The organism is Sphingobacterium corticibacter (assembly GCF_003076635.1).
In the GTDB taxonomy this organism is placed as follows: Bacteria; Bacteroidota; Bacteroidia; order Sphingobacteriales; family Sphingobacteriaceae; genus Sphingobacterium; species Sphingobacterium corticibacter.
Map to the genome: position 1 here is coordinate 99,034 of NZ_QDKG01000006.1, position 16,858 is coordinate 115,891.

The 16,858-nt window shown below is 40.3% G+C and carries 15 protein-coding genes; 8 read left to right on the forward strand and 7 right to left on the reverse strand.

Translation table 11 applies throughout. From position 1 onward, the window contains the following. Positions 1-29 precede the first annotated feature (29 nt). The 7 genes from DC487_RS14595 (at position 30) to DC487_RS17375 (ending at position 5,389) form a co-directional block, all read left to right on the forward strand. Positions 30-2,195: a peptidase domain-containing ABC transporter gene (locus DC487_RS14595; protein ID WP_116776705.1), complete on the forward strand. Its 2,166-nt coding sequence runs from the start codon at positions 30-32 to the stop codon at positions 2,193-2,195. A 14-nt stretch (positions 2,196-2,209) separates the two neighbouring features. Further along, positions 2,210-3,559, forward strand: a complete 1,350-nt coding sequence (locus DC487_RS14600; RefSeq protein ID WP_165799100.1) for a TolC family protein — start codon at positions 2,210-2,212, stop codon at positions 3,557-3,559. 435 nt (positions 3,560-3,994) lie between these two features. Next, positions 3,995-4,162, forward strand: coding sequence for a hypothetical protein (locus DC487_RS17280; protein ID WP_165799101.1), 168 nt, complete (start codon positions 3,995-3,997; stop codon positions 4,160-4,162). 23 nt (positions 4,163-4,185) lie between these two features. Further along, positions 4,186-4,365, forward strand: coding sequence for a hypothetical protein (locus DC487_RS14610; RefSeq protein WP_116776708.1), 180 nt, complete (start codon positions 4,186-4,188; stop codon positions 4,363-4,365). Positions 4,366-4,541: 176 nt separating this feature from the next. Continuing rightward, complete coding sequence (locus DC487_RS17440; RefSeq protein WP_165799102.1) at positions 4,542-4,904, forward strand: CPBP family glutamic-type intramembrane protease; 363 nt, start codon at positions 4,542-4,544, stop codon at positions 4,902-4,904. 177 nt (positions 4,905-5,081) lie between these two features. Then, the gene (locus tag DC487_RS14620) at positions 5,082-5,234 is read left to right on the forward strand and encodes a class IIb bacteriocin, lactobin A/cerein 7B family (protein ID WP_116776710.1); all 153 of its coding nucleotides are present in this window, start codon (positions 5,082-5,084) and stop codon (positions 5,232-5,234) included. Between the two features lie 29 nt (positions 5,235-5,263). After that, positions 5,264-5,389 (forward strand): hypothetical protein, encoded by a 126-nt coding sequence (locus tag DC487_RS17375; RefSeq protein WP_262508162.1) that lies wholly within the window; start codon positions 5,264-5,266, stop codon positions 5,387-5,389. Between the two features lie 261 nt (positions 5,390-5,650). Here the strand turns inward: DC487_RS17375 and DC487_RS14625 are convergent, their stop codons facing one another. Beyond that, positions 5,651-5,917: a hypothetical protein gene (locus tag DC487_RS14625; RefSeq protein ID WP_116776711.1), complete on the reverse strand. Its 267-nt coding sequence runs from the start codon at positions 5,915-5,917 to the stop codon at positions 5,651-5,653. Positions 5,918-6,142: 225 nt separating this feature from the next. Between DC487_RS14625 and DC487_RS14630 the strand changes: the two genes are divergently transcribed. Beyond that, complete coding sequence (locus tag DC487_RS14630; RefSeq protein WP_116776712.1) at positions 6,143-7,252, forward strand: hypothetical protein; 1,110 nt, start codon at positions 6,143-6,145, stop codon at positions 7,250-7,252. A gap of 204 nt (positions 7,253-7,456) precedes the next feature. Here DC487_RS14630 and DC487_RS14635 read toward each other — a convergent pair whose 3' ends face one another. From DC487_RS14635 to DC487_RS14660, 6 genes are all read right to left on the reverse strand, one after another. After that, a complete protein-coding gene (locus tag DC487_RS14635) occupies positions 7,457-8,299 on the reverse strand; it encodes a glycerophosphodiester phosphodiesterase family protein (RefSeq protein ID WP_116776713.1) in 843 nt (280 codons plus the stop codon). A 5-nt stretch (positions 8,300-8,304) separates the two neighbouring features. Next, on the reverse strand, positions 8,305-9,501 hold the full coding sequence (locus DC487_RS14640; RefSeq protein WP_116776714.1) for a purple acid phosphatase family protein: 1,197 nt from the start codon (positions 9,499-9,501) through the stop codon (positions 8,305-8,307). Positions 9,502-9,615: 114 nt separating this feature from the next. Continuing rightward, complete coding sequence (locus DC487_RS14645; RefSeq protein WP_116776715.1) at positions 9,616-11,268, reverse strand: SusD/RagB family nutrient-binding outer membrane lipoprotein; 1,653 nt, start codon at positions 11,266-11,268, stop codon at positions 9,616-9,618. Positions 11,269-11,286: 18 nt separating this feature from the next. Then, a complete protein-coding gene (locus DC487_RS14650) occupies positions 11,287-14,949 on the reverse strand; it encodes a SusC/RagA family TonB-linked outer membrane protein (RefSeq protein WP_116776716.1) in 3,663 nt (1,220 codons plus the stop codon). Between the two features lie 120 nt (positions 14,950-15,069). Continuing rightward, positions 15,070-16,044 (reverse strand): FecR family protein, encoded by a 975-nt coding sequence (locus tag DC487_RS14655; RefSeq protein ID WP_116776717.1) that lies wholly within the window; start codon positions 16,042-16,044, stop codon positions 15,070-15,072. A gap of 64 nt (positions 16,045-16,108) precedes the next feature. Next, entirely contained in the window at positions 16,109-16,753 is a 645-nt protein-coding gene (locus DC487_RS14660; protein WP_116776718.1) for an RNA polymerase sigma factor, read from the reverse strand. Between the last annotated feature and the right edge of the window lie 105 nt (positions 16,754-16,858).

The following is a 16,858-nucleotide window of genomic DNA, read 5'->3' on the forward strand; positions in this document are numbered from 1 at the left end:
GATATGCTAAGTTAATAAGGCTTGATAAAATGAGTGAATCAAAAATACGTGTAAAACAGCATGACATTAAAGATTGTGGAGCAGCCTGTTTAGCTTCCATTGGGGGGTACCACGGTTTGCATCTGCCTATTGCGAAAATAAGACAATATTGTCACACTGATACTCGGGGAACTAATTTACTTGGGCTTATACAAGGTTTATCAAAAATGGGCTTTAATTCGAAAGGTGTTCGGGGTAATGAAGAAGCCTTGCCCCAAATTCCTTTGCCAGCAATTGCACATATTATTGTTAAGAAACAGCTGCAACATTATGTAGTTATTTATAAAGTAGATAAGCAACATATTACTGTGATGGACCCAGGAATTGGCAAGCTGGAAAAATACAACTTTGAAGCTTTTAAAAAAATTTGGACTGGTGTGTTGGTTTTGTTAGAACCTAATGAATATTTCGAAAAGCGAAATGAACGGACCAACAACATGTTGCGCTTTTGGGAACTGATACAACCACATCGTTCTGTGGCTTTTCAAGCGCTAATAGGAGCTATGGTATACACGTTGCTCGGTTTGTCTTCAGCTATTTATATCGAAAAAATAACAGACTATGTGCTGATAGATGGTAATATTCGTCTGTTAAATCTACTTTCAGTAGGGATGATCGTTATACTGATTTTTCAGATTTTCCTTGGAGCCATGAAGAGCGTTTTAGTATTGCAAACAGGACAGAGAATTGATAAGCATCTAATCTTAGGTTATTACAAACACTTGTTTAGTCTTCCGCAGCGGTTTTTCGACACCATGAAAGTGGGAGAGATTATATCAAGGGTTAATGATGCGGTAAAAATAAGGACCTTTATAAATGACGTATCCATACAGATTGTGGTTAATGTCCTAATTGTTATCTTCTCCTTTACATTAATGTTCACCTATTATTGGAAACTTGCTCTAGTTGTTGCTATGATTATCCCGTTTTATCTCGGTGTATATTTAATAAGCAATCGTTTAAATAAAAAGGTAGAACGAAGGTTGATGGAAGAAGGTGCTGACTTGGAATCGCACTTGGTCGAGTCGCTAACAGCAGCGAAAACGATCAAACTCTTTGGTGTGGAATCCTTTGCAAATAATAAAACGGATCAGAGATTTAGTGTTTTGTTAAAAACTGTTTATCGATCGGTTATGAATGGCCTTCTGTCTAGTAATGCGTCGGAGTTTTTGTCGCGCATGTTTACCATTGTTCTTTTGTGGGTGGGGTCAAAATATGTTATTGATCGTTTAATAACGCCAGGTGAACTTCTATCTTTCTACGCACTAATCGGTTATTTTACAGGGCCAGTTTCTCAGTTGATTGGCATGAACAAAAGTGTGCAGAATGCACTGATTGCTTCAGATCGTTTATTTGAGATTATGGACTTAGAACGTGAGGAATTAACAGATAAAATTGATCTCAAAACGGAATTTATTGGTAATATTCACTTTGATCAGGTCTCATTTAGTTATGGTTCTCGGTCAAATATCTTTGTCAACTTTAGTTGTGTATTTGAGATTGGTAAAACAACGGCGGTTGTAGGTGAGAGTGGTTCTGGAAAAACAACATTGGTCGGCTTGATACAAAACCTATACCCTTTGAAAAGTGGTAAGATACTGATTGGCGAATACGACATTAGCTATGTATCTAATTATTCTTTACGTCATCTTATTTCGGTAGTGCCTCAACAAATTGAATTATTTTCTGGGAATGTAATTGATAATATTGCACTTGGTGAGGAGTTTCCAGATATGCAAAGAATAATCACGATAGCGAAGCAACTCGATATACTAAAATTTATAGATCAACTCCCTGACGGTTTTCAAACTTATCTAGGCGAAAATGGCACATTACTGTCCGGTGGACAGAAGCAGCGAATTGCGATCGCTCGTGCTTTTTATCGGAATCCGGAGATCTTAATTTTAGATGAAGCTACATCAGCGCTTGATTCTGAATCGGAGCTCGTCATTCAAAAGGCCTTCAATCTGCTAAAAGGAATGGGGAAAACGTTAATTATCATCGCACACCGACTGAGTAGTATAGCACACGCTGATAAGATTATAGTACTGAAGGAAGGACAAATCATTGAACAGGGTACACATCAGCAATTAGTGGATCACGAAAATTCCTACTATGGAAAACTTTGGAATAGACAAAGTCTGGTACTACGGTAATGTTAATCGATAAGATGAGTTATTTTAAGACAATTGGGGTTAATAGATACATATTATCTATCATCTTAATTGTCTCTTCCGTAAAAGTGTCCTGCTCGCAAGAGCGGTGGAGTTTGCAAAGATGTATTGACTCTGCACTAGTCAGAAATTATGAGATATCGAAACAAGAAAAAGAAATTCAAATTAGAAAGTACGATTATACTATAGCTAAGCGAGAACGTTTACCCGCAGTGCAAGGCTATAGCAATGTTTATACAAATTTTGGACGTTCTCAGGATATTTTTGGAACTATACAACGAAATGATAACCTGAATAGCAACATGGGCATTACGGCGGAAATCATGTTGTATAATTTTCATAGACTTCGTAATCAAGCTAGGCAGGCCTCGATTAATATAGATAAGGAGGTATTGGAAAAAGAAATTATGGATAGGGAACTGATCACGAGAGTAGTAGAAGCGTATCTTTCTGTTCTGATGCAAGTAGCTATAGTGGAAGCTAGGGATTCGGCAGTTATGTTTTCCAGGCATTTGTATGAACGTACTGAAAAAACTACGCAAATTGGAACGACCTCTAAGAGTGAATTGCATGAGGCTAAAGCAAATTTAACACGAGAGATGCAACAATTACAGAAGGTGATTATGGATCGTGAACTTGCTCGCTTAAAGTTAGCACAGTTAATACAGATGGAAAATTACAAAGATGTACTGTTTCTTCTGGATGAATTGGATTTAAAAATGGAGCAAGAAATCTTGCCTTTGGAAGACCTCGTGTTACAGTCCTATCAAAAGCAGCCAACGGCACGAAGATATGCTTTGTCTTTGCTAGATTTGAAGCTGCAGGAGCAAATCACAAAATCACAGCTATATCCGACCATTTCAGGTTCGACTACAGTAGCTACGACCTATTTCAACGCATTTCGGCAATCTTTTACGGATCCTTTTCTTACGCAAAGCCGAAATAATTTCGCTCAACAAGTGGTATTGAATCTTAGTATACCAATTTTTGATCGGGGCAGGTCGCGAAACCAATTACCACAGTTAAATGTCAAAGAAAGCCAATTGCGTATTGATAATGATTTGGAGCTTCTTTGGATACGCCAGCAAACGGAGGAAATATACTTGAATTATAATGTCAACAATCAGAATATGAACTATGCAGAGGAGGCAAGAGATGATACGCGTAAAGCGCTAGACTTTGCAGAAGCTAGTTTTAAAACTGGTCAGATCAGTATATATGAACTAAATACAAGTAGACAAAATTTTATTGAGGCGGAGAGTGAATTACTGAAAGCGAGATACAGCACGCTTTTTAGCTACAAGATGTTGCTGTATCAGATTAACGATACGTATATGGTATTTTAAAGTTGATTAATTTTTTAAATAAAACAGTGATTTATGCATTTGTTTAGATATATCGATCGTATTAATTTAATGAATAAATTGATACAAGAACAACGTACAGGTAAGCCCGCAGAACTAGCATGTAGATTAGGGATTTCTGTTTCCCGTTTATTTGTGATCCTGGATCAGCTCAAAGATCAGGGAGCTCCAATACGTTATTGTAGAGAACGGCATACTTATTATTACGAAGGTTTTTTCTCGGTCTCAATTACTGTGGAATTTGAGAAATTGGAAAGATCCGCATTTCGAGAAATAACAGGTGGTTGTGCCTTTTTTCGAAATAATTTTGCCACTACTTTTTTTGTGTAGTGAGTGCGGCTAATTTAGTATTGTTGATCAACACAGCGGAATCCGAAAAGCTGGAAGAGAGTAGGAAGTAATTTTTAGTAATTTTATATGAATCATTTGGAAATCAATAATATTGAAGACTTAAGTTTTGCCGAAATGAGTGATGTAACAGGAGGAAATTTTTGGAAATATGCTTTCGAATTTGCTGCAATTTATGATGCCGTTATGGATTTTGGATCTGGTTTTAAACAAGGATTTGCCGATGCAACGCGATAATAAGTATATAAATTTTATATAACATGGAAGATATTAGTAAACTAAATTTAGAAATACTATCAGAATCTGAAATTTTGGATATTGATGGTGGAGGAATTTTTGAAGACATTGGGTATGCTATAGGATATGCTTTTGGCACTTTTTGGGATGCCCAGGGTAGTGGTATGAATGGTAATATCGGTGGCCCCTCAGCTCGTTATTAATCATGTTTTGTTATTAGTATATGGCATTTTGCCATATACTAATAATCTTATTCAAATATTTGACGGATTTGTCAATAAAGAAAATAATTAATAAAAAACACGATTTAAAAAAGTTGTTCCTGTTATTTGCAAGTATCAAGCTTCTAATGACAGGTTTTTTGTCTTTTCTAGTATCGATGTTTGATGAGAGCTTGTTGCGAAATCCAATTGAAGACAATGCTAAATGTGTCATTTTTTTTATTACCCTTCTTATAGCCCCTTTCTTTGAAACATTTATTTTTCAATATCTAGTTTTTTATTTCGGAAGAATGTTTAGGCAGAAAAAAATCACAACTATTCTTTTATCCACTCTATTTTTCGCTCTAGCACATCAATATAATTTGATCTATTTTTTTGTTACAGTTGTTGCAGGAGCGTATTATGCTTGCACTTTCTTCTATATCGAAAAGAAGTCAAGTAACTTTACATCATTTTTGTTTGTATCGCTTCTTCACGCTTTAAATAATTTTATTGCTTTTATAATAAATATTACATCATGAGAATGATAATTCTTATGATGTAATATTTGAGCAATTAAGGGAGACCGTCCCTGCCAAATTTTCAGGTCGTTACCGTTATTCTCCTAGTTTTTTGATACATTTTTAGTGTTGTTGATCAACACAGCGGAATCCGAAAAGCTGGAAAAGAGTAGGTAGAAATTATTAAAATTTGATAAGATGAATAATTTAGATGTAACAAAATTTGGTGTTCAGGAGTTGGACTCAAATGAGATGAACAGCATCGATGGCGGTTACATAGGCTTAATTGCCTTAGGTCTTAGCCTAGTAGGAGGAGCTTATTTAGCAGGCGAGGCTGCAGGTAAAGCGTAATATTATTTAACTAATTAAACAAATTTTGCATGGAAAATATTCATGAATTATCGATGGAAGAATACTCCGAAACTAACGGAGGCGGATTAATAGTTATTGCATTTGCGCTTGGTTTCTATATCGGTTACAAAGAAACTGAATTTGCAAATAAATAATATTTTGGGCAACATTTTGATTTTTAATATTGAAATGTTGCTTATTTTTAATTATGGAGAGTTTTTATATTTATAGTATGGGGAAAAATGGGTCTGAAAATAAATTGATTATTGTAATTGCAATAGCTCTTATTATAACGATATTCTTTTATATCATTGGAAAATCATTAGGGTCTATATATTACAACATCTCTCAAAATATCGTTTCACAGTGATAACATAATAACTTAAATATTTATAAGTCGAAAACCATTCAGGCGATTAGATGCCCCAAGCTTGCTCAGGCCGCAGGTAAACGGCATCTTTGCGGATGCGATTAAGATCTAGCTGAAACCGCGATGTAGCAGATATAAATCGATTGAAAGGTAATTCTGCTAATGTGCCTGTCTGCGGATCTTCTTCGCGCAATCGCGTATCATCGTCTGCTACTAGATAGGGTAGCAGCGCATCATCTATCTGATGCCCATCGTGTATGGCAAAAGCCCAGAATGGGCTGTTTGTTTTTTCGATCAGGTGTATGTATTCCATCCGTATATATTTTTAGTAAGCAGCATCCGATGCTAACTTGCTTTATTAACTCTTAAAGCCGTAAAAAGTTTTTTTTTGGGTGGTGGATTGATGGTTTGTATTTGTGACAAATATCCGGCTCTTTTTTACTGGTCTTTGCCTCGGAAAGTTGTTTTGTAAATATTTTTACTTTAAAAGATATTTTATTTATATTTATTGCGGTAAGGATCAGATTATTATGATGACATGATGATTAGACTTTTTAGCATATTGCTGACTTATATTCTTTTTCTCGGAGATAACTCATATGCTCAAATCCAATTTATCGATAGCTTAAGTGGTCAGCCTATTGCAGCAATGAATGTCTTTAATCTAGACGGAATGCTTATTGGAACAACTACTGTCAATGGACATGTTGGATTATTAACTACTAATTCTTTCGAGAAGAATTTTAGCAATTATGTCGTTACTGATCACATTGCCTATAAACCTGTTCGCATTTTTGTAGACGACTTTGAGAATACGCAAGTGTACAAAGTGATTCCGATGACGAAAAATATATCGGAAGTGGTGATTCAAAGACCTTCTTTATCCAAAGATGATGTCATTAAACTTAGCTGCTATTATAGGAGTTTTGATAACTATGATCAGAATAATCGATACTATTTTGATGGAATCATTGATTGTTATATCCCTCTTTCGGGCACCGCTCCCAAATACGAACTGATAGATTACCGTATTTTCTTGAATGATAGTGTTCATCATGATTTCAAAAAGGTGACGGGTAATTTTTTGTCATTCAGTTTTTTGCCAGAAATATCGATAGAAAATTTGGGGACAAGATTAAGTAAACTAGATGTCGATGACGGGGCATCATATCGATACATCAGGAAAGAAGATGCAATAGTTGGGCATCTTAAAGAACAAACAGATAACATTGAACTGTACTTGGATAAGGTAAAACCTGATTCGGTATTACGTAGTAAACTTTTTGGTTTTGAACTTCAAATATTCGAAGAAAAGGTATATGAAGTCTATGGGATAAAGCAACAGCTCGAGGCAATAAATGTATACGATTTAGAACGAATCAGTGAGACACTTATTAGCAAAATAAAACGTGGTAAAATGGAATTAATGCCCTATGAGGTGAGTACTCAATTGTATGTGCTCAACCGGAAGATGATAACCCAAAAGGAATATAAAACATTCCAGAAGAAGTTATTTAAAAATATACGAAGACTACCAGAGACGAGCGATTTTAAAAATAAATATTGGGAAAATTTTGCAATGCAAGGTATCCCAGAAGTCCCTCAACAGCTGCAATTGGACAGCAAAATGGAACTATTATTTCAATAAAAGATCATGTTTATCTTTAATAGGATTCGGCCTCGATAAATGTTAGATGCCATATAAACATGAGGTTTTTGAGAAACCTTTTAGAGAGACATTGGCCATGTCCACATCACGACCAATGTCTCAAGTAAGCAGTTTTCAACCTGCTTACTTTGAAAAATACACACCGACTGACCAATTAAGTGCGGTGCGCATCTTTACTATTTTTTAATGAGCTACCTTACTCCACAAATCAGGATGATCCGTTTGTATGAGCTTTACATATGGGTAGGATTTCAAAAACGACTTATAAATTGAAGTTCCTTCTAACTCTGCTAGATCATCGATTTCGCCTAAGGTATTTTGCCACAAAAAGACGCCTTGATCTTTTAGCGAATTCAAGTAAGCAACATCCATGAACGTATCGTCGATATGAATAATAGATGTTAACCCACTTTCTACAATTTGTGATACATCGGCGATAGTGCGCGCACGTGGGAACGGCGTAATTTTAGGATCAAGCTGATTTAGGGAAGACATATCGGTATGATCGTAGAGAAAAAATAGAACTTGCTCTTCCATACCTTGCTGCTGAATATCTGCCACAGCGGTACGGATGTATTCTTTACGTTCTTCTTTGAAATCAATGTCTACGATAATCTTGTTTTTACTCGCTTTCAAAGCTTCTGATAGCGTCGGAATACGAATCGAAGTCGGTGCTCCATGTGGGGATTCTCGTAAACGCAAGGTTTGAATTTCCGCATAGGTGTAGTTGTACACTTCTCCAGTTCCCGTCGTGGTGCGATCAAGGGTTTTGTCGTGCATCAAGATCAATACGCCGTCCTTAGTACTGCGTACATCGAGCTCTACGACGGTAACGCCGAGTTTGATCGCTGCTTTGATAGAAGCAATAGAATTCTCCGGATGCTGTTGATGTGCACCCCGATGGGCAACGATATGCAGATCTTTTGCCGCAAGCTTCTTTGCGATAAATTTGGATTGTGCGAAGGCCGAAAAATGTGTCGTACAACTAAGCGTGAAAAGTAACAATATATATGTAAAGAAGTTCATCGCTTTTATTTCTTAGGAAGTTCGAAGGAGTCGAATAATTCGCCTGTTAATTTATAACTAGAAAAATGTATTTTATCATTCGTAATACGAATAACTTGATACAGTTGTGTGTTAGAAGTATATTTCTCCATCCAGCGTTCTGAATCGGAATCGTACATTTTTGGACCGGCTACAGAAAGCAGATAAACTGGACGTTGGCTGCCAACAGCGCCGCGTGCATAGGTATGGTCGTGGCCTTGTAATACAAGATCAACGCCATATTTGTCAAAAATCGGCTTGAACTGTTCCATCAGAATGGTGTTTTCTCTGTTTTTGGCGGTAGAATATACGGGATGGTGCATCACGACGATGTTCCATGTCTTTTTAGAAGATGCCAAGGTTTTCTCTAACCAATCTCTTTGTGTGATAGCGGCCAATGAATCGAGCATGATGAGTTGGGAGTTGAGCGAAATCACCCGTAGATCCTGATAATCTAAGTAATAAACGGCATCTTGAAAACCTTCTGGGCCATTCTTCGGCATGGGGAATTGTACTTTCCAATGCGGATCTAACACTAGATTTCGCAAAGAATCTCTTCTGTATTCGTGATTTCCGGGTGTGGGTACGGCCGGAATCATTTGGTGGATAAAGCCTGCGCCTTCATACCATTCGCCCCATTCGCTGTCGGTATTGGTGCGATTGATGAGATCGCCTGCATGTACGATAAAACGTGCATTGGGCTCTTGTTGAAATGCTTTGCGAATGGAACGCGACCAACGGGAACGAAGGTCATTCTGCGCGTCGCCTAGGTAGATGAAGGAGAAGTCACCTTTTTGATCGGCCGTGCGAAATTGATTCCACGAACTCCAGTTTTCACCATCTCCTACACGGTAGGCATAGATCGTACCTGGTTTTAGATCGGTGAATGTGACCTGACGGTAAACGTCTGATGCACCGGTTTCGCGTTTCAAAAGATCTTGCGTGCCGGTCACTGTTAGCGCAGCTGTTTCTAATTCTGGATTACTTTGCTCTTCTACGATCTGACCAATGATTTTATCCGAAGGATTAAAACTACGCCAAGATACCGTTTGTGTGGTCGATGGATCAGCAGACCAAGTCAGCATGATGCGATCGGGAAGTTGGCTTTGAGGGGATGTCTGCGCTTGACTGGTCAATAGGCAACCAGATAAGCTTAGGCTGAGCAGTATGTTTTTAATTTTCATAGGAATCTATTATATATTAAGGAACTAGATTTAGTAAGTGAATAAAGCGATCGAGTGCAGTCCTGTTTAAGACTGCTCTCGATCGCTTCCTTATCAATGTTTACACGCTCGGGATTACCAAGGCTTATTGGTGCCTTGTAGCAACCAAGGTTTTGACCAAGCGCTGTTTTCGTTATCCGCTTGAGAATACGTTGTTTTCTCGATACGCGTTAGTGCTTCTTCAGCATTTTTCTGGTTTACACTCATTTCGTTGGGCATGTAAGGAATACGTACCGGCAGTTGCGTACGAATGGCTGATGGTCCAGCTTTTAGCGCAGGCAATCCGGTTCTACGGTAATCAAACCAAGATTGTGCTGCGGTAGTCCAGCTCGCGATCCATTTTTGCTCCAATATCTGTGCTTGGGTATTTTGAAAAGCAACACCATTCTGCTGTATGTATGTAGCATAGGCGTTGGCGCTACCCCAGCTTTCTAAGGAATGCAGGATACCCCGTTCGTAATACGTTTTGGCCGATGCTGGCAAATTCCAACCTTTCCAAGCAGCTTCTGCTAATATAAAATCCACTTCGGCAGCAGAAAGTAAACGCGCTTTGAGCAAATCGCCTTTAGCCTCTCTGTAGATATCGTTAATATAGGATACATGCGGATTCATCGACGTCTGCCCAGGCGTAGGATTAAGATTGTACGCTGATGGATTCTTCGAACCACTCGGTGGTAAGCCTACATATTCTGGATCTGTATCGATCGCTATTCCCTGCACCATATCTGGAGAAAGTATGCGCACACCATTCACAATTTTACTGGTTTTAGGTGGTTCGGTGGCACTTACTTGCAGTGGGATTTCGACTTTCTTCGCCCAAATGGCTAATCGTGGATCGTTGATCGCTTGCAAGCGATTGACCAAAGTTGAAGCCATTTTCACCCGTCTGTAGCTACTTCCGCTGGCGTCATATACGGTATTGGATGGCCAAGAGTCTGCCGCATTATTACCAGCAAAGCTCATCAACACTTCCTCTTCCACAGAAGAGATGATCGGGAATTTATTTGGATCGGCCATGATCTGCTCAATGCCTTGACGCGCAAAGGCCGTTTCTTTTTCGGATAAGCGCATGTAATACCGCAATGCTAATGCATTCGCGAAGCGGCGCCATTTAGAAGCTTGCCCATTGAAAAATACATCTGCCGCTGGCAAGATGGACGTGTAAGCGCCATCTGGTTTAGACAATAGCTCATTGGCTTGTGCCAACTCTTCAATTATTCCTTTGTAGATAACTTCTTGACTATCAAATTTGGGGAAATTGTATTTCACATCGCCCAGTTCTGCTTTGACCGCATCGGTATAGGGCGCATCGCCCCACAAGTCGGTAATCAAGCCAAACAGGTAAGCGCGTACGACCAAAGAAACGCCATGATGAAACTCCAAACCTTGCTCTTCGGCATGCCGGCGCAAGAGCTCATTGTCGCGCAGATAACCATAGTACGGATCCCAGCTTAAGATTCCGCCTGTCCATTCGTAATCGTTGTGCGAATCGAACCACGCATCGTATTGCGTATGCTGTACGACACCGCCAAGGTTCACGAAGCTTAACTCATTGTATTTACTCCCCATTCCGGTTAGGATAGTCGTGAGTAATAAGTTAGGGTTGGCATTTTCTTCACTTACGCCGTTAGGATTGATATTGAGCTCTGTCAAATCTTTACAGCCCGATAGTCCCAGGCCGACTAAGAAGATTAGCGCTACTTTTGTTATTTTATTGAAATGATTCATGTTTGGTACGATGTCAGATTAAAATGTCACATTTACTTTGAAACCTATAGGTAGGGACCAAGGCGCTACATTGTAGCGTTCTATTCCTTGCTTGAATTGGATACCACCATGCGAGCTGGTTTCCGGTTGGAAAGCCAATTCTGGATCGACACCCACTTTCGCTTTGGTCCACAAGATCAAGTTGCGCGTATATAAACTAACGCTACCACCGCTGATACCTAAATCTTGCAACCATTTGCTGGTCAGGTCATAACTGATGCCTAGTTCACGTAATTTGATAAAAGATGCATCGAACGTGGCTGCATTCATGAAATCCCATGGATAATTGTCGGAGTAGGAGATGTATTGTGTGCCTTCCCCGCCCAAGTTTTCCGTGTATCCAATAATATTATTATTGGCATCATATTGCGCGATAACGCCAGGATTGAACACGCCGTAGTTGCCGACCACGCCGCCGGAGTTGATCGGATAGCCACCATATTGTTCACCCGGCCCACCCACGATCGGATAGCGATTGCCTTGTACACGTACCAAATCATTCGCTACCAAATAATCGCGTAAAGCTTCGCCAGTCAATCCATTAGGATTAATCAACTGATCCAAGAAACGTTGTGTGGTAAGATTGGATTCGAAGTAACGATAGGTCTGCGACATGAATTTCCCTCCGAAGCGCATATCGGCAGCGATGTTCATGCTCCATTTTTTATAGCGTAGGGATGATTGTATTCCCATGCTGAAATCAGGATTAAAATTGCCGATCTTATTTTTGGTATTGTTGATCCGTATTGCTTGCCATGAACCATTTCTATCTAAAATAGGATAACCATGGTACGGAGATGAAGGATCATTGACGGTGACGAGCTCCGAATCATATAAGTCGCCGATCTCGTCGCCAACGTAGGTGCGTGCTCCGCCTCGGCCTTCTGTCCACAATGTGTAGAAGTTCACTCCTTCCGACAGCTCTTCGATACGAGTACGGTTGCGGTGCCAGTTGGCACCGATATCCCAAGTCCAGTTTTCGTTGGCAATTGGGCGACCAGAAACCGCTAATTCGATACCTCTACTGCTCAATAATCCAGCATTGATATTCTTCGCATTGAATCCGCTGGATCCCGGTAGCGTCGTCGGGATAATTTGGTTTTTGTTGTCTAATTTATAATATGTTCCTTCCAGCTTCAATCGGTTATTCCAAAAACCGATGTCGGCTCCAATTTCATACGAAGTGGCTATTTCTGGTTTGAGATCTGGCACCAATAAGGAGCCCGAACGGGTCAATCGCAGCAATTCGCCCCAACTTCCCGGATTACCCAACACGTTGGTTAAATTATACGGATACGTATCGTTACCTACACGAGCCAAGCCACCGCGAAGTTTAAACAGACCGATTGGTTTCGGTAAAGAAAAGATACGATCAGCCAACAAGCTTAATGATGCGGATGGATAAAAATAAGAGCGGTTGTTGACCGGTAAGGTACTCGACCAATCATTACGACCAGTAACATCTAGATAGACCATATCACGATAACCCATGTTGATCAATCCGTACACCGAGTTTACCGCTCTTTCCGACATCGAACTGCTAAAGTTTAGATCCAACGGACTGATATTGGAAAGACTATACAAGCCCGGAGTAGTAAGTCCAGATCCCGGTTTGGAGGAGTTGCTCACGGCTGTTCCTTTGTTATAACGGAGATTTCCGCCCAATGAACCGGATACATGAAAGTCACCAATTTCCTCCTTGTAAGTGGTCAAGAAGTCGATGTTCTGCTCCATATTCATCAAGTTCACGACGCCATAAGCTCCGCGCGGTTCGTTGGTATAGCTGTATGGGATTTTGGTTTCCCTGTTTTCCCAATAGATATCTACTGCATAGCGTACCATCGCGCTCCAATTGTCTTTGATATTCCAATCCAAACGCAAGTTTCCAAAAACACGGTCGCGCACAAATGCATTGTTCACGCCATAAGCAAGGAAGTATGGATTGTTTTTATTTCCGGGAGATTGGGATAGTTGCTGAATGCCTTCCTGACCGGGAACCCAATAATTCTCCAAATCCAAGATGTTTATATGCGAAGATACTTCGTACGCAGCTTGCATGGGGTTGGTGCCTCGATTACCTGCCGGTCGATTGTTCGAATTATTGCGACTGGCGTCGAATGACAGACCTAACGAAAGGTTTTTCCGCAAATGCATCGTCGAATTCAAGTTCAGGCTATTGCGAAATAAATCGGAGTTGGGTATGGTTCCTTTATTCACCATGTTAGAATACGAGAATCGGTAATCTACTCGCTCACTACGATTCGCTATAGAGATTCCATTGGTACTGGTAATGCCCGTTTGCACGAAGTTCTTGATATTGTTCGGGTACGATTTTAGCTCTGTGGGAATCAGGTTTCCATTCGCATCTCTCGGGCTATTCCATTGAATAGCGTGGTAGCCTTTATCCAATGCTGGCCCCACCATATAGCTAGATCCTTCCTCAATTATAAGATCACCGGTCACATCACTCGGTGTTAGTGGGGTAGTACCGCTAGCAAATTTATTGTGCAGATTGATAAACTTATACGGGATGTCGAATACCGTATTGCTCGTGACAGAAATAGTCATCTTCTGAGCATTTTTACCACTTTTTGTCGTAATCAAAACGACACCATTTCCGGCGCGTGATCCATACAATGCTGCCGCACTTGGACCTTTCAGAATAGAGATGTTTTCGATATCGTCTGAATTGATGTTGGAGATAGCATTGCCATAATCTACTTTGTTGTCGTCGCCAATCTGACCAATATTATTCACACTATTCATCAACGGAACACCGTCTACCACAAACAAAGGTTGATTGTCGGTGCTTAGTGATGAAGCGCCACGGATCACCATATTGACAGAAGAACCAGCAGGGCCAGTAGAACTGATGGATACGCCGGGAACTTTGCCAGCCATACCGATCATAAAATTGTCGTTGTTTACACGGTTCAAATCTTCTCCTTTGATACTACCGACTGCATAGCCCAGTGAACGATCTTGCCGTTTGATACCTAACGCAGTCACCACTACTTCACCGATTTCATTGCTACCTTCTTGTATGGTGATTTGGCGGATATTGGTGTTTTGCGCATCCAGCCTTAGGTTTTGTACTTCCTTGCTGCTATACGCCACATGCGTGATCTGGATAGTATAATTGCCTTCTGGAAGTCGTACTTCTGCCCGCCCATTCGCATCGGTAAGTATCGTTTGTCCGATAGATAATATCTTTATCGTAGCGCCTGCCACAGCTTGCTGACTGTCGTTGCTGACTTGCAGTCGCAACGGAAAATTAGCTTGCTTACCTTTCTTAGTTACTAATACCACACCACCTGCGACTTTTTTGTATCCGATATTCGTATCGGAGAGGATATAATCCAATACGTCATCAAATGTGACATTTTGGAACTTCTTCTCTTTGATCTGGATCTTGTCCAGTCTCAATGCCGGTAGATCATAGCCTATGGCCAGTCCCGTCTGTTGTGACAATTGTACTAGGGCTTGTGCGGCAGTGCTGTACTTGAGCTGGATGGTGATATTGCCGTTTAATTCCTGATTTACGCGTGCGCTTGCCGAAGCGTCAGGCAATTCTGCAAAAAACACAGCTGTGCAGAAAAGAGCCTTCGTCGCTAGTTTGGTAAGCTTTCCTATATTATACATATATTTGTGAAAATGTTTTTAAACATGATTGATTAAGGTGCTCACTGATAGATTTTGCGGTTTGACAGTTGAGCACTTTTTCTTTGAAAAGCCCCCCAGCTTTTCAAAGTGATTCATCTCTTATCGGTAAAGTATTATTTCATCATTTTTCCTCCTGTAATTTATTTGGTGTATGGTGCAGATCATGGTGAGTAGGTCATCGACCGATCGTACCTGTGGCATCAAGATCGAGTACCTAAATGTTTCGGTATTCAAGCTATCGCTGCGCAATGTCAAACCATATCTGCTGTGCATGACTTCTTGCAATTCGCCAAAAGTCGTGTTGTGTAGAAATATTCCATTTCTAGTCCATAAATCGGCATTTGTGGGATCGCTATTGAATAGCTGAAAGCCATTTTGTGCGTCGTAGCGTAGGCTTTTTCCTTTGGTGAGGAGCTGCTGCTCCTGGCTTTGTCGATCTTTGACCAGCACTTTTCCGGTCTTCACATCAATGGTAACCCGCTTCCGTTGTGTCGAGTGCTTCACATTGAAGGATGTGCCTAAAACCTGTATGGATAAGTTCCCTGTTTCTATCGCAAAAGGATGTAAGGTATCTCGCTGCACATCAAAGAAAGCTTCGCCCTGATCCAGGTAAATTTTGCGCTCCGCGGAATAGCTTTTTTTATCAAAACGTATTTTGGAGTTGCCACTTAGCCAGATCGAAGAATGATCGGGTAGTATGTATTCTTGCATTTCTCCAGCCGGTGTAGATACCTCTTCGAAATTGTTGGTCAAGTGACTAGTTAGCGCAGTTATAGACAAAGAATTGCGGTCTAAAAACAAAAAGCTAATGGTACAAATCAGTACGATGGATGCGGCGATAGATATGAAAACCGGACGTCTGATCAAAGGTGTTGGCTTTATCAGCGGTGTGCCATATGGCATGCGAGCAAGAAGATCTGCTTTTATCTGTTCTTTGTGATGTGTATCTCTGAAGGGTGCAATATTGTCATTGCTTATCGAGTCGAACCAACCATCAACATGTTGCTCTTCCTCTTCGGATAATTTTCCGTCGAGGTAATTTTTCAGTATACGCTTAAATCGTTCTAAATTCACCTGTGCTATTTTATACTGCTATTACAGGCGATACGACCGAAAGTACTTTAATAAAACATTTTGTTTACGTTAAGTAATTATGAAGAAGGAAAGAGTTGGTAAGAAAGAAGAGAATGACGTCGTGATCTGCAAAACGCTTAGTGATATCTTTCTCCAAAATTCTTTTTGCGTCGGAAAGGTAGTTTTTGACCGTTTGTTCGGCAATATTCAAGGTTTGCGCGATCTGACTGATGGAGCAATCGTCTAGGCGCATGAGGTACACTGCTTGTACAAGTTTGGGTAACTTAGCTACAGCGCTGTCCACGATTTCTTCCAGTTGCATATAGTGTTGCATCGTACTTCCACCAGAGCGTGTGAAGGTGTCCATACGTTGTATAGCTTGATCCAATACCTGTTTACGAACCTTCTCTAATGCGTAATAATTGAGGATTTTGTTTTTTAACGCTTTGAAAAGATAAGGGCCTAATGTCGGATAGTCTGTGCTGATTAGCGTGCGCCGCTCCCAGAGATGAATAAACAATTCTTGGACAATATCTTTTGCCGTGTCTTCATCTTGTAGGTGCCGATACGCAATAGTATACAGCTGCTCCCAATAGCTGTCGAAAAAATAAGTAAAAGCCATAGGATCACCATCTCTGAAACGAGTGATATAGGTAGATTCTTCCATAGGTGTGGTCTGGCTCACAGCACAAAGATAATGTTCCAACATTATCAAATTATTAGCATTTTGGCTGATTTGCGGTTTGGATTGCGAGTGGGTAAGTCACGCAGGGACAAAATGTTGTTTGTCCGTTTCCGAATGCAGCTTAGATTA